Source organism: Yersinia ruckeri ATCC 29473, assembly GCF_000754815.1.
GTDB classification, from domain to species: Bacteria; Pseudomonadota; Gammaproteobacteria; order Enterobacterales; family Enterobacteriaceae; genus Yersinia; species Yersinia ruckeri.
Map to the genome: position 1 here is coordinate 3617056 of NZ_KN150747.1, position 14006 is coordinate 3631061.

Consider the following 14006-nt stretch of genomic DNA (forward strand, 5'->3'; position numbering starts at 1 on the left):
TGTCTTAGGTTGAGTCGTTGATGGCGGAATGCCATTCGAACCAATAATTCTAACGGATCTCAACGACGGTTTATAGCGAGTTAATTGTATTATTATATTTATGGTGCTATATCGGCGAATAGCACCATTAGCCGTAGCATTTAACGCGGTTTTAGCATTCTGGTTAATAGGACCAGATATGCTGAATCAACAATTGAACACTGCGGTTACCGCGAAATTCATTAATATCTAATTTATAAGCCAGTTTAACCTCTCGCACGCTGCTATCCGGCCACAAAGTCGTATCAATATTGAATGCGATACCATCCAGTAACGGGCCGCCACTTAACGGTTCCAGCATCAGTTTAAGATGCCTTTCCCCCACTAGCCGCTGTTGTAGCAGGCGAAATTTACCGTCGAAGGTTGGTTCAGGGAAAGCTTGCCCCCAAGGGCCGCCGTCGCGCAATAACTCCGCCGTTTCCAACGTCAATTGGACGCCAGTCAGTTCGCCATCTGACCAGATAACGCCTTCAAGCTGAGAGGGATCCATCCATTCACCCACCAAGGCAGCAAACCGCTGGCGGAATTCATCAAATTTATCCTGCTCCAGTGATAAACCCGCAGCCATAGCGTGTCCACCGAATTTCAGCATCAAACCGGGGTTTAATGTGTCTAGTCGTTCCAGTGCATCACGCATATGTAGACCTGCGACTGAACGACCTGAGCCTTTCAATATCCCATCGCCGGCGGGCGCAAAGGCAATAACCGGACGATGGAAACGCTCTTTGATTCGTGAAGCCAGAATTCCCACGACGCCCTGATGCCATTCAGCGTGGTACATGGCAATACCGTAAGGCAATTCGCTACTGGTGCGTTCCAGTTGCTCACACAGTTGTAAGGCTTCGACTTGCATGCTTTGCTCAATTTCACGGCGCGTCAGATTCAGAGTATCCAAATCAATGGCCAGCGCTCGAGCCTGAGCGATGTCGTCACTCAACAATAACGCGACCCCAATGGACATATCATCCAGTCGACCGGCAGCATTCAAGCGTGGCCCGAGAGAAAAGCCCAAATCGTTAGCAGCCAGTTGGCGAGCGTCACGATTTGCCACTTCTAGCAGCGCTTTGATGCCTGGGCGGCATTTTCCGGCGCGAATACGGCTCAATCCTTGATGCACCAAAATACGGTTATTGGCATCCAGTGGCACCACATCGGCTACCGTACCCAATGCTACCAAATCCAGCAGCTCAGCCAAATTCGGTATGGCTAAAGCCCGTTGTTCGAACCAGCCGCTCTCGCGTAAACGCGCACGCAACGCCAGCATCAGATAGAAAGTCACCCCCACTCCTGCCAGAGATTTTGACGGAAAATCACAACCCACCAGATTTGGGTTGATAATGGCTTCCGCTGCGGGCAGTACTTCACCTGGCAAATGGTGATCGGTAACAAGAACCTTTATCCCTTTCACATGAGCCAAATCGACTCCAGTATGTGAAGAAATACCGTTATCAACGGTGACGATCAAGTCGGCTCCACGCGCTGCAACCTGCTCAACCACTTCTGGACTAAGACCATAACCATCGTCAAAGCGATTAGGCACCAGGTAATCAACGTTACCGCAGCCCATGCTACGGAGCGACAACACCGCCAATGCCGTACTAGTGGCACCATCAGCATCAAAATCGCCCACAATCATGATGCGCTGACGTTCGACCAGCGCTTGTTGCAATAAATTCACACCGGCTTCAATGCCATCCAGTAGCCCATAAGGTTGCAGGCCTTTAACACCACGCTCCAGTTCATCTGGGCTTTTCAGCCCACGCGTGGCATATAGGCGGCGCAGCAATGGGTGTAATTCTGCCGGCAGGCCACTTTCATCAGCGGCCTCGCGACGACGGAGTTGAGTTTTTATCGCCACCGGTGATTAACCACCTGTTTTCTGATTGGCCTGACGTGCGTTCAACATCGCCAGCATTTCTTTTGGCCCTTGATAGCCTGGAACAACGCTACCGTCTTGCAACACAATGGCCGGTGTGCCCTGGATACCGAACTGCACGCCTAATTGATAGTGTTTGGCTATATCGGTTTTACAGGTGGCTGGAGAGATAGCATCACCTTTCATCGCCGCATCGAAGGATTTATTACGGTTAGCAGTACACCAGATAGAACGCATATCTTTTTCAGCCTGAGAACTCAGCCCCTGACGTGGGAATGCCAGATAACGCACCGTGATGCCGAGGGCATTATAGTCACTTATTTCTTCGTGTAATTTATGGCAGTAGCCACAGGTAATATCGGTAAACACCGTAATAACGTGCTTTTCCTGTGGAGCCTTGTACACAATCATTTCGCCGCTCAATGCTTCCAATTTTTTCAGCAAAAGTTGATTAGTGACATTCACTGGTTGAGCACCACTAACATCATATAACGGGCCTTGCAGCAGGTTTTTTCCATCTGCGGAAATATACAACACACCGCTCTCGGTCACTACCGTACTCAAACCAGCAATCGGCGATGGTTGAATTTCAGCGTTTTTAATGTCGAGCTTTTTCAAGGTGTTGTAGATAGCCGTATCATCGGCATGAGCTAGGCCGACCAGCGATGCCATCAAAAATGGCAGCAGCAGTAAACTTTTTTTCATTCAATAATCCTATTTCTTTTCTACCGCACAATCATGCGCGAGGATGATGCTGTTGATGTAGCTGTTTCAAGCGTTCCGTTGCTACATGAGTATAAATCTGGGTGGTCGATAAATCGCTGTGACCTAATAACATCTGGACGACACGTAAATCTGCCCCATGATTTAGCAAATGCGTAGCAAATGCGTGACGTAATACATGGGGGGAAAGACGCTCACTATCAATACCCGCAAGGATCGCATAGTGTTTGATTCGATGCCAGAAAGTCTGCCTGGTCATTTGTTGGCTGCGATTACTGGGAAATAGCACATCCAGTGCCTGACCGTTAATCAGCCAGGGACGCCCATATTCCATATAATTCTCAATCCAGTAAACCGCCTCTTCCCCCAAAGGAACCAGCCGCTCTTTATTGCCTTTACCGATAACGCGAACCACCCCTTGGCGTAGGCTCACGTCACTGATGGTCAGACCAACCAGTTCTGAAACTCGTAGTCCGGTGGCATAAAGGACTTCGAGCATGGCTTTATCTCTAAGTTCCAACGGAATATCAACATTCGGTGAATTCAGCAAGGCATCAACCTGCGCTTCACTTAAATCCTTCGGTAAACGCTGAGGTAATTTTGGCGACGACAGCAATGCCGTCGGATCGTCTTCCCGCAGTTTTTCCCGGTATAAATACTGAAAGAAACGCCGCATGGCGCTCAGTAAGCGAGCCGAACTGGTAGCCTTATAACCGCCCTCAATACGTTCTGCCAAAAAAGATTGCAGATCCAGAGGATCGGCTAATAACAGACTTTTATTATGGCGTTGTAACCAGCCCGCCAGCGCCTGAAGATCCAGACGGTACGAAGCTAACGTATTTTCGGCCAGATTGCGTTCTAGCCACAGAGCATCCAAAAACTGTTCAATCAGCGGGTTATTTTGCTGTTGCATCCTGGCTCCTCTCATTGATTGAACTTAGCATGGCATTATGCCTGATGAGCACACAAATCTGATACACTCGATGCTATTCCTATTCGTTAATGCTATGGCTACACATCATGAAGATTGGTCTCTTTTACGGCTCCAGCACCTGCTATACCGAGATTGTGGCAGAAAAAATCCGTGAAATCCTCGGCGAAGACTTGGTAGATTTACATAACCTGAAGGACGTCGACCCTCGCCTGATGGAGCAGTACCCGGTGCTGATTCTCGGTATCCCCACTTGGGATTTTGGTGAACTGCAGGAAGATTGGGAAGTTATCTGGCCGCAACTGACTCAGTTGAATTTACAGGGCAAAATTGTCGCCATGTATGGCATGGGTGACCAATTCGGCTATAGCGAGTGGTTCCTAGATGCATTGGGTATGTTGCATGATCATATGCTCCCCCTTGGCGTGCAGTTTATTGGTTTCTGGCCGACTGAAGGGTTTGAATTTACCAGCCCGAAACCGCTCACTGCCGACGGTAAACATTTTGTTGGTCTGGCTTTGGATGACGTGAACCAATACGATTTGACCGATCAACGCGTTGAACAATGGTGTGAGCAGATTCTAGTGGAAATGGAGCCATTGCTATAATCGCTATGCTGGAAAGCCGTTGTGCAATGCTGCCAGCAACGGCTCGCCACGCTCAAACATTTGACGTCAAATTCCTCACCTTCCCAGTGTAGATTCGCGTCTCTGTTATGCTCGATTCGTCTTCCATCCACCAGATCGATGGGTTCATTACTCACGGCCTGCCGCAGAATCAAAAGTATGTCGTAATATCAGACACAACTCGCGCCATTTTTCTTCCGACATGCTGTCGGAGGCTAGCCAAATACGTTTTCGGCGGCGGCTGCCAGCGCCTTGTAACGATAATAATACGCCGTAGCGGGTAATCCACGGCGGCCGCACCAACGTCCACTCTTGCCACTTCCAAATCAACAGATTTCCCGCTTTAAGCCGGATCTCTCCCTGTCGAGAGGTAATGTTCTTCTGGCTGCGAATGCATTCAAACACCACCAGCGTCAGCAATATAAGCCATAGCGGAGTAAATCCGTCAGGCCAAGGTACCACCAGTGTCAGTAATACCAGAACACCGTGTACCAATAGTGAGAAAAGTTGGGTGCGCCATGAAACCCGCAGATCACATCGCCACTGGGCCACGGGCTTTATTTCGTGTCTGAATCAGTTTAACCATTCGTTTCAGTTCGCTATCCTGCGGCTCGCCGTGGTTCATCAACCAATTGAATAAATCAGGATCATCACTCGTCAGCAAGCGGATAAATACGCGCTTATCATTATCGTTTAGCGTGTCATATTCATGTTCGAAAAATGGCATTATGGAGATATCCAGTTCACGCATACCCCGGCGGCATGCCCAATGGATTCGGGCTTTGTTATCAATTTCCATGTTCTGATTAACCCCTTGCTTAAAATGTTGTCCAAATTCTGCCACAGACTCAGTTGCCCGATAGAGTAGCAATTTGGTATCCCCAACGCCGCGAAAACGCGGAGTAAGACGTTAAATGATAAAGCAATCCGTTTTTTTTACCCGCATTAATCATCTCATTAGCCAATATTTGCGTATTGTACCGCAGGATGGACTGCAACAAGGGTGAATGCGGATAATTACCCTTTGCAAAGCTCACCGCCTCTTTTACCATTGAGGCATAAGTTCACGACACCTTATTGGTAGGATGTAACATGGCATATGCAACTCCGCTCTCTACTCGCAAACCTTCCGCCTCTTCTACGCTACCTTTGACGCTGATTTCATTGGAAGATTGGGCATTAGTTACAGTAACCGGTGCCGACCGCGTAAAGTATCTTCAGGGTCAACTCACCGCCAACGTCGAAACCCTGGCGCCGGATCAACATGTTCTCACCGCCCATTGTGATGCTAAAGGCAAGATGTGGAGTGACCTGCGGCTGTTTCATCGTGGCGAAAGCTTCGCTTTTATCGAACGTCGTAACCTGCTGGAAAATCAGCTTGCCGAGTTGAAAAAATACGCTGTGTTCTCGAAAGTCACCTTTGCAGCACCGGCTGACTGCATTCTGCTCGGTGTTGCTGGCGAAAATGCCAGAGAAGCCCTTGCGCAAAGCTTCCCTGAGCTGCCTACGGCAGAAAAATCGGTGGTGCAATGTGGCGAAACAACGCTGTTGCACTTTACCCTTCCGGCCGAGCGTTTTTTACTGGTAACTGAGGCAATACAGGTTCAGAACCTGATTGACAAACTGGGTGATCAGGCTCAATTAAATAGTAGCCAGCAATGGCTAGCGCTGGAAATTGAAGCCGGATTTCCGGTGATTGATAGCCCGAATAGCGCCCAGTTTATTCCCCAGGCCACCAATATTCAGGCGCTAGCGGGTATCTGTTTTACCAAAGGCTGCTATACCGGGCAGGAAATGGTTGCCCGTGCAAAGTATCGTGGTGCCAACAAGCGCGCGTTGTACTGGCTTGCTGGACAGGCTGAGCGGGTACCTGAAGCGGGTGAGGATCTGGAATGGCAGTTGGGTGAAAATTGGCGTCGCACCGGTACCGTACTGGCCGCCGTACAACTGGCTGAGGGTTCACTTTGGGTTCAGGCCGTATTGAATAACGATCTGGCGGCGGATAGCATCTTACGAGTTAGGGAAGAGAGTACCGGAGTGTTGAATATTCAGCCATTGCCCTACTCTCTGGAAGAAGAAAAGTAAGCTATCAGGTCATCATGATATTTAGAGGCCGGTTCTGGCCTCTAAATATCCGATAATTTGCCGAGTCGACTCATGGCAGAAAAAGTCAATCGGATGCTGGCGCCACACCCGATTCAGTATCCGATATCTACCCCAAAATTAAACATAGAGATATATCGCCATAAAATGGCACAGGCTACCGCCTAAGACGAAGCCATGCCATATCGCATGACCAAACCGAATGCGTTTAGACGCGTAAAACACTACGCCCAAGGTGTACAGCAAACCACCGATGGCTAACAATGCGAGGCCCCCCATATCTAACTTAACCGCCAATTGATAAATAACGATCAGCGATAACCACCCCATAGTCAGATAAGTGATCAATGAAAGCACTTCAAAACGATGAGCGAAAGCTAACTTGAAGATAACGCCAAGCAACGCTAACCCCCAGATTACTGCCATCAATCCTCTCGCCAGAGGAGAGTCCAGTCCAACCAATAAGAAAGGTGTATAAGTACCAGCAATCAATAAGTAGATGGCGCAATGGTCAAATTTCTTCAGCCAATGCTTGGCTTTACGATACGGCACCGCGTGATACAAGGTCGAGGCTAGATACAACACAATAATACTGCCGCCATATAAACTGTAGCTAGTTAACGCAGTCGTATTTGCACCGTTATCAACGGCCTGTACCAGTAATAGTACCAACCCAATAATACCTAACACCACGCCAATACCGTGGCTGATACTGTTGGCAATTTCCTCGGCCCAAGGATAAGACGGGGCCTCGGCGCTCGCCGATTTCACTGATTCATTATTCAATACGGATATATCCTGTTGATTACGTTGTATATGGTTGGGGGATATTATTTCAGGTTCAGGCCTGTTCATTCTTGTTGAGATCCTCACGAAGTCATTGTATAAAAATACTACTTTTAGGTTATCTGAGAATCATTCCAGTGTACAAGTGTAAGCTCAAAATAATCTGTCATTCTTTGTAACCCGATAAAAACTCATAAGCTAATAAAATAGCTCACCGGCCTAAACACACCGTGAAAAATAGAAATAACCAACTGTTTTAAATTAATTTTTACCAAAATGATATCGTTATCCGCCCTACTGACTACCAAGGTTTATTATGTCGTTTCCCCCACCGATTTTGGGCTTTTGCTCTCTGACTGACTCAATTCAGTTTTTGATAGAAATTGATAAGCTAAAAACTATTTAGCGTCGTACCAAGCTCATTGTCTGCGGACGTCAGGAGAACTCAGCGATGCTCCGCTGGCACGGCAAAATGCTAATGAGGGAGTCAATATCAATCGGGGGATTCAAATGGCGTTATTGCACGATATTGTCGAAATCGATGCGAGTGATGTGATGGTTTACGACCTTGCCGACACCAGCGATAAAAACCCTATGGTAAACAACTTATTAGCAAATAATATCGTTCTCAAGCCAATCAGTTGGCTTACCACGTAAAAAGGGCCACTTTCGCGGCCCTCTATACAGATTTCGAACGTTAATTACTCGTAATCACTGATAGGTACACAGGAACAGAATAAATGACGATCGCCATAAACATCGTCCAAACGTTTTACCGTCGGCCAGTATTTATTCTCCATTACGCCTGCAATCGGGAATACCGCCAGCTCGCGGCTATAAGGATGTTGCCATTCACCAATCAGTTCAGCCTGAATGTGTGGTGCATTAACTAGCGGGTTATCTTCCAGCGGCCATTCACCTTTGGCTACTTTGTCGATTTCAGCACGGATGGCCAGCATGGCGGCAATAAAGCGATCCAACTCAACTTTGCTTTCAGACTCTGTTGGCTCAACCATTAAAGTACCAGCAACCGGGAAGGACATGGTTGGTGCGTGGAAACCAAAATCGATCAGACGCTTGGCGATATCCATTTCGCTAATGCCAATCTCTTCTTTCAACGGGCGAATATCCAGAATACATTCGTGAGCTACGCGGCCATCGTGGCCGGTATACAGCACTGGATAGGCATTTTTCAGACGGGTAGCAATGTAGTTGGCGTTCAATATGGCAACCTGACTCGCCTGTTTAAGCCCTTGGGCACCCATCATGCGAATGTACATCCAACTGATTGGCAGAATAGATGCGCTACCAAATGGAGCCGCAGAAACCGCCCCCAGCTGGGTGGTCATGCCATCAATTTGCACCACGCTGTGACCCGGAACAAAAGGTGCCAAATGTGCTTTCACACCTATCGGCCCCATGCCCGGCCCGCCGCCGCCATGAGGAATACAGAAGGTTTTATGTAGGTTAAGGTGGGATACGTCTGCGCCAATATAACCCGGCGTCGTAATACCGACCTGCGCATTCATGTTCGCGCCGTCCAGATAAACCTGCCCACCAAACTGATGAACAATCTGGCACACTTCACGGATGGTTTCTTCATACACACCGTGGGTTGACGGATAAGTCACCATGATGCAGGAAAGCTCATCACCGGCGACTTCGGCCTTCTGACGCAGGTCATGTAAATCAATGTTGCCTTGCTTATCACAGGCGACCACCACCACTGACATACCAGCCATTTGCGCCGATGCCGGGTTAGTACCATGAGCCGAGCTAGGAATCAGGCAAATATGGCGTTCGGTTTCATTGCGGCTTTCATGATAGCGACGAATCGCCAGCAAACCGGCGTATTCACCCTGAGCACCAGAGTTCGGTTGCATACACACGGCATCATAGCCAGTCAATTGCACCAGCCATTGTGATAGTTGACCAATCATCTGCTGATAACCCGCCGCCTGCTCTGGTGGGCAGAACGGATGCAATTCAGCGAACTCTGGCCAAGTGATTGGAATCATCTCGGCGGCAGCATTCAACTTCATGGTACAAGAACCTAATGGAATCATAGCTTGATTCAGTGCCAGATCCTTTTTCTCCAAACGATGCATATAACGCATCATTTCGGTTTCGCTGTGATAGCGATTGAATACCGGGTGCGTCAGAATAGGATCTTTACGCAACAAAGCTTCAGGAATGGAACGACTGTCTTGGCTAACTTGAGCGTCAAGTTTGTCAATATCCAAACCGTGTGCATCACCCGCCAACAAATTAAACAACGTCTGAATATCTGCGCGAGAAGTCGTTTCATCCAGGGTAATACCCACTGCGCCGTGAATATCAGTACGCAGGTTGATACCAAAGCTCAACGCCCGCGCCAATACTGCCGCTTTGTCTTTAACTTCAACCGTCAGCGTATCAAACCAGGTTTTGAAACGCAGCGTCAGCCCAGCCTGCTGCAAACCGCTAGCCAGAATATCCGTCATACGATGGATTCGCCCAGCGATACGCTGCAAACCTTGTGGACCATGATAAACCGCGTACAGGCTGGCAATATTGGCCAGTAAAACCTGTGAAGTACAAATGTTGGAGTTGGCTTTTTCACGGCGAATATGTTGCTCACGAGTTTGCATCGCCATACGCAGCGCCGTATTACCGGCAGCATCGCGGGAAACCCCGATAATCCGACCCGGCATTGAGCGTTTAAACTCATCGCGGCAAGCGAAGAAAGCGGCGTGTGGGCCGCCGTAGCCCATTGGCACACCAAAGCGCTGAGCCGAACCAAACGCCACATCAGCACCCTGTTTGCCCGGTGCCGTCAGCAGCACCAATGTCATGAGATCGGCGGCCATACAGGTAATGATTTTGCGTTGCTTCAATTGAGCCAATAATGCGCTGTAATTGTGCAATTCACCGGTGGTACCCACTTGTTGCAGCAGCGCACCAAAGATGCCATCTAGCTCCAACACTTTTTCAGCGCGATCGACAATCACATCAAAACCAAAGGTTTCGGCGCGCGTGCGAACAACATCAAGGGTTTGCGGATGCACATCGTCAGCAACAAAGAAACGGTTGGCATCTTTTAACTTACTGGCACGTTTAGCCAATGCCATGGATTCTGCCGCCGCAGTGGCTTCATCCAGCAAAGAGGCGGAAGCCAGATCCAGTCCGGTTAAGTCGAGTGTCAGTTGTTGGAAGTTCAACAAGGCTTCCAGTCGCCCCTGAGAAACTTCTGGCTGATAAGGCGTATAAGCAGTATACCAACCTGGATTTTCCAGCATGTTGCGTAGAATGACTGGCGGCGTCAGTACTGGGCTGTAACCCATTCCGATATAGGATTTATAGCGTTGGTTTTGGCTGGCAATCGCTTTAAGTTCGGCCAGCGCCTGATGTTCAGTGGCGGCATCACCTACCGGCGGTGGACAAGGTAACTGAATGTCTGCCGGAACAATCTGCTGGATCAATGCACTTAACGAACGGGCACCTACGGCTTCCAGCATTTCTTTCTGCTGTTCAGCATTGGAGCCGATATGGCGCTGGATAAACGCATCGTTATGTTCAAGTTGGCTGAGAGTCTGAGTCATGTGCAACAAATTCCTGAGTCAAGCATGGGACGGGAAACAGTCGGGCGATAGCAAAAAAACACCCCGATTCAGTGAATGAAACGGGGCGGAAGTCTTATTCGTCCAGCGTAGCGCGGTAGGCATCGGCATCAAGCAAATTTGCCAGCTCGGCTTCGTCTGCGGCCTTGATGCTGAAGAGCCAGCCTTCAGTATAAGGTGCGCTGTTTACCCACTCTGGCGAGCTTTCCAAATCGGTATTCACCGCAACGATTTCGCCGCTAATTGGCGCATAAATATCAGATGCAGCTTTAACGGATTCAGCCACGGCACAATCGCTACCAGCAGAGACTTCGCTGCCCACTTCCGGCAAATCAACGAACACCATATCACCTAATAATTCCTGCGCATGTTCGGTAATACCGACACTATAAACACCGTCTCCGTCGGCACGAACCCATTCGTGAGAGGATGCATACTTCAATTCTGATGGCACATTGCTCATGACTACCTTCTCCTTAGAAGATATTGGTGATTTGTTTTTAGATAAAATTACAGCGCGACCGCTTTACCCGCTCGCACAAAACCGGGTTTGGTGACCTTAACTGGCATTTCACGGTTACGAATTTGCACTACCGCCTGCTCGCCAATACCCGCAGGGACTCGCGCCAAGGCGATACTGAAGCCCAGCGTTGGAGAAAATGAACCGCTGGTAATCACCCCGGTATGCAGGTTACCTGCTGCATCGCTGAAATGAACGGGTAGCTCATTTCGCAGCACGCCTTTTTCCGTCATGATCAGGCCAACCAACTTATCGGTGCCTCTGGCACGTTGTTGTTCCAGCGCTTCACGGCCAATAAACTGACGATCTTCCGGTAGCCAAGCCACAGTCCAGCCCATATTGGCTTCCAGCGGAGAAACGCCTTCGTCCATCTCCTGACCGTAAAGATTCATGCCCGCTTCCAGACGCAGAGTATCTCGGGCGCCCAACCCAGCAGGTTTCACACCAGCAGCTAGCAGTTTCTGCCAAAAATCAACCACTTGTTCTTTTGGTAAGGCAATTTCATAACCTGCCTCGCCGGTATAACCGGTGGTGGCAATAAACAGATCGCCAGTCTGAATACCAAAGAATGGTTTCATCTCTGCAATAGCCTGCTTTTGCTCGGCAGTTAATAAGGTTGCCACGCGCTCCTGCGCTTGAGGCCCCTGAATGGCAACCAAAGCCAAATCATCACGTACGGTAATGGAGATGTTGTAAGACTCAGCGTGCTGAGTGATCCAGGCCAGATCTTTTTCCCGCGTAGCTGAGTTAACCACTAGGCGGAAATAATCTTCAGTAAGGAAATAAACAATCAAATCATCAATAACACCGCCAGAAGCATTCAGCATGCCGGTGTAGAGCGCTTTGCCCGGCTGAGTAAGTTTGGCAACGTCGTTCGCCAACAGATAACGCAGGAATTCACGGGTTCGGGCACCGTGTAAATCGACAATTGTCATGTGAGAGACATCGAACATACCAGCATCTTGCCGAACGATGTGGTGTTCATCTAACTGGGAGCCATAATGCAGCGGCATCATCCAGCCATGAAAATCTACCATGCGCGCACCGCACGCCACATGTTGGTCGTACAGTGGGGTCTGCTTTGCCATCTTTTCCCTCTTTTCACTCAAACAGTGTTCCGGACACAAGAGAAATTCAGGGCACCAATTCTGCGATAGAAATAATCCGAACATATAATCCGGTTCACGGCCTTACCGCTGGCACTCGCTGACTTGCTCAACAGAACGTTGCGTCAGACCAAATCCATCAAGACTTCGGTGAACGGTCGTGAAATCGCGGTTAAACACCGAAACGCAAACGATACCTTTCACCTGACGTTATCACTGAATCGACTAGGGAACCATAAACTAAATTATTCGGTAGGCGGTTCGGCAACCACAAAAGGCAGGGATATTGTGCAGAGTTTTCAACTAGCAAACTGCGCACAGAGGCACATAATTAACAAATAATCAGTAAAGTTACCGATGTTATATAACCAAACTGCCAGCTAGCCCTCAGTTTCAACTTTTGGGCATCTGGCAATACATGAGGAAATATAATGTGAAAACAGACTTGAAATTAGATTTTTTCAACCGAGGGTTAATACTTTAGCCATTCAGGTAGATCATTTAGCCCCATAGCCTGACGAACCAGCTTTGGTTTTACACCAGGTAGATTGTCAGCCAGCGTTAATCCGATATCGCGTAACAGTTTTTGCGCGGGATTACTGCCAGAAAATAGTTCGCGAAAACCCTGCATACCGGCAAGCATCAGCGCAGCACTGTGTTTGCGACGGCGCTCATAGCGGCGTAAATACAGGTTCTGGCCAATATCCTTGCCCTGTTTTTGTAACCGACGAAGTTCTGACACCAACTCAGCAACATCCATAAAGCCTAGATTGACCCCCTGTCCAGCCAGCGGATGTACGGTGTGAGCGGCATCCCCCACCAGCACCAGACGATGTGCGGCAAAGCTGCGGGCATAGCGCCCCATTAGCGGGAAAGTCTGTCTTTCGCTTTCAAGCTGACACATGCCCAAGCGCATATCAAAGGCGACGCCAAGCTCACGGTTGAATGCTTCAGGGGTTAATTCCGCCAATCGCACGGCTTTTTCTGGTGGTAACGACCAAACAATCGAACAAAGATCTGGCTCACTCAATGGCAAGAATGCCAGAATGCCATCACCGTGAAAGACTTGGCGAGCTTTGGCATGGTGTGGTTCTGCGGTACGGATGGTAGCCACCAGTGCATGATGACCATAATCCCAGAAGGTCAATGGAATATCCGCATGCTGGCGCAGCCACGAATTAGCGCCATCGGCTCCAACCACCAATCTCGCACTGAGCAGACGGCCGTCAGTTAGGGTAATGAAAGCTTCGTTCTCCCCCCAAGCTACCTGTTTCAGGCTGGCGGGAGCCAGCAACGTCACATCAGGTAACTGGTTGGCTCGTTGCCATAACGCTTGCTGAATCACTCGATTTTCAATGATATGGCCTAAATGACTGAAACCGTACTCATCGGCGCGGAAAGCAATTTTACCGAAGCTGTCTTGATCCCAGACTTCCATACCGTCATAAGGGCTGGCGCGCATCGCCACCATACGATCCCAAACGCCAATATGCTGAAGCAATTTCTCACTAGCGGCATTGATAGCAGAAACCCGCAGCTCTGGCGCACCCATCAGCGGCTCGGTTAATGCGTCTTCCGGCTGTTGATGCTCCAAGATGGCAATACGTAGGCCACTGCCCTGTAAACCGCAAGCCAGTGCCAGCCCCACCATACCGCCACCGGCGATAACCACATCAAATGATTGCATGCTGCTTTAT

The 14006-nt window shown here is 49.1% G+C and carries 12 protein-coding genes and 1 pseudogene; 3 read left to right on the forward strand and 10 right to left on the reverse strand.

All coding sequences use genetic code 11. The features are described from left to right. Positions 1 to 163: 163 nt before the first annotated feature. From recJ to xerD, 3 genes are read right to left on the reverse strand one after another with little or no spacing between them, the layout of a single operon-like run. Positions 164 to 1897, reverse strand: coding sequence for a single-stranded-DNA-specific exonuclease RecJ (recJ, locus tag DJ39_RS16310; protein WP_004719191.1), 1734 nt, complete (start codon positions 1895 to 1897; stop codon positions 164 to 166). A gap of 6 nt (positions 1898 to 1903) precedes the next feature. Beyond that, positions 1904 to 2620 (reverse strand): bifunctional protein-disulfide isomerase/oxidoreductase DsbC, encoded by a 717-nt coding sequence (dsbC, locus tag DJ39_RS16315; RefSeq protein ID WP_004719192.1) that lies wholly within the window; start codon positions 2618 to 2620, stop codon positions 1904 to 1906. 31 nt (positions 2621 to 2651) lie between these two features. Further along, positions 2652 to 3551 (reverse strand): site-specific tyrosine recombinase XerD, encoded by a 900-nt coding sequence (gene xerD / locus DJ39_RS16320; protein ID WP_004719193.1) that lies wholly within the window; start codon positions 3549 to 3551, stop codon positions 2652 to 2654. 107 nt (positions 3552 to 3658) lie between these two features. Here xerD and fldB point away from each other — a divergent pair, with 107 nt between their 5' ends. Further along, positions 3659 to 4177, forward strand: a complete 519-nt coding sequence (gene fldB / locus DJ39_RS16325) for a flavodoxin FldB (protein WP_038241022.1) — start codon at positions 3659 to 3661, stop codon at positions 4175 to 4177. Positions 4178 to 4324: 147 nt separating this feature from the next. Here the strand turns inward: fldB and DJ39_RS16330 are convergent, their stop codons facing one another. Both DJ39_RS16330 and sdhE read right to left on the reverse strand, forming a co-directional pair. Then, positions 4325 to 4747, reverse strand: coding sequence for a protein YgfX (locus DJ39_RS16330; RefSeq protein ID WP_038241020.1), 423 nt, complete (start codon positions 4745 to 4747; stop codon positions 4325 to 4327). Next, positions 4728 to 4994 carry an FAD assembly factor SdhE gene (gene sdhE, locus DJ39_RS16335; protein ID WP_004719196.1) on the reverse strand — a complete coding sequence of 89 codons (267 nt, stop codon included), beginning with the start codon at positions 4992 to 4994 and terminating at the stop codon, positions 4728 to 4730. Before sdhE ends, DJ39_RS16330 begins: the two co-directional genes overlap by 20 nt. 293 nt (positions 4995 to 5287) lie before the next feature. On the opposite strand from sdhE, the gene ygfZ reads away from it, so the two are divergent. Further along, positions 5288 to 6280 carry a tRNA-modifying protein YgfZ gene (ygfZ, locus tag DJ39_RS16340; RefSeq protein ID WP_038241018.1) on the forward strand — a complete coding sequence of 331 codons (993 nt, stop codon included), beginning with the start codon at positions 5288 to 5290 and terminating at the stop codon, positions 6278 to 6280. A 138-nt stretch (positions 6281 to 6418) separates the two neighbouring features. On the opposite strand, the gene trhA is transcribed toward ygfZ, so the two are convergent. Further along, positions 6419 to 7084: a PAQR family membrane homeostasis protein TrhA gene (trhA, locus tag DJ39_RS16345; protein WP_004719198.1), complete on the reverse strand. Its 666-nt coding sequence runs from the start codon at positions 7082 to 7084 to the stop codon at positions 6419 to 6421. A 316-nt stretch (positions 7085 to 7400) separates the two neighbouring features. Between trhA and DJ39_RS17785 the strand changes: the two are divergent. Beyond that, positions 7401 to 7657, forward strand: a pseudogene (locus DJ39_RS17785) (HD domain-containing protein); the annotation flags it as partial. A 128-nt stretch (positions 7658 to 7785) separates the two neighbouring features. Here the strand turns inward: DJ39_RS17785 and gcvP are convergent. The 4 genes from gcvP to ubiI form a co-directional block, all read right to left on the reverse strand. Continuing rightward, positions 7786 to 10665 carry an aminomethyl-transferring glycine dehydrogenase gene (gcvP, locus tag DJ39_RS16350; RefSeq protein WP_004719201.1) on the reverse strand — a complete coding sequence of 960 codons (2880 nt, stop codon included), beginning with the start codon at positions 10663 to 10665 and terminating at the stop codon, positions 7786 to 7788. 94 nt (positions 10666 to 10759) lie between these two features. Then, positions 10760 to 11146, reverse strand: a complete 387-nt coding sequence (gcvH, locus tag DJ39_RS16355; protein WP_004719202.1) for a glycine cleavage system protein GcvH — start codon at positions 11144 to 11146, stop codon at positions 10760 to 10762. Between the two features lie 47 nt (positions 11147 to 11193). Continuing rightward, on the reverse strand, positions 11194 to 12291 hold the full coding sequence (gene gcvT, locus DJ39_RS16360; RefSeq protein ID WP_038241016.1) for a glycine cleavage system aminomethyltransferase GcvT: 1098 nt from the start codon (positions 12289 to 12291) through the stop codon (positions 11194 to 11196). 490 nt (positions 12292 to 12781) lie between these two features. Further along, on the reverse strand, positions 12782 to 13996 hold the full coding sequence (ubiI, locus tag DJ39_RS16365) for an FAD-dependent 2-octaprenylphenol hydroxylase (RefSeq protein WP_004719205.1): 1215 nt from the start codon (positions 13994 to 13996) through the stop codon (positions 12782 to 12784). Positions 13997 to 14006: the final 10 nt, after the last annotated feature.

Coding starts and splice junctions, on each gene's coding strand:
- gcvH (WP_004719202.1), bottom strand. CDS start 11,146: ATGAGCAATGTGCCATCAGAATTGAAGTATGCATCCTCTCACGAATGG.
- xerD (WP_004719193.1), bottom strand. CDS start 3,551: ATGCAACAGCAAAATAACCCGCTGATTGAACAGTTTTTGGATGCTCTG.
- fldB (WP_038241022.1), top strand. CDS start 3,659: ATGAAGATTGGTCTCTTTTACGGCTCCAGCACCTGCTATACCGAGATT.
- sdhE (WP_004719196.1), bottom strand. CDS start 4,994: ATGGAAATTGATAACAAAGCCCGAATCCATTGGGCATGCCGCCGGGGT.
- ubiI (WP_004719205.1), bottom strand. CDS start 13,996: ATGCAATCATTTGATGTGGTTATCGCCGGTGGCGGTATGGTGGGGCTG.
- dsbC (WP_004719192.1), bottom strand. CDS start 2,620: ATGAAAAAAAGTTTACTGCTGCTGCCATTTTTGATGGCATCGCTGGTC.
- ygfZ (WP_038241018.1), top strand. CDS start 5,288: ATGGCATATGCAACTCCGCTCTCTACTCGCAAACCTTCCGCCTCTTCT.
- gcvP (WP_004719201.1), bottom strand. CDS start 10,665: ATGACTCAGACTCTCAGCCAACTTGAACATAACGATGCGTTTATCCAG.
- gcvT (WP_038241016.1), bottom strand. CDS start 12,291: ATGGCAAAGCAGACCCCACTGTACGACCAACATGTGGCGTGCGGTGCG.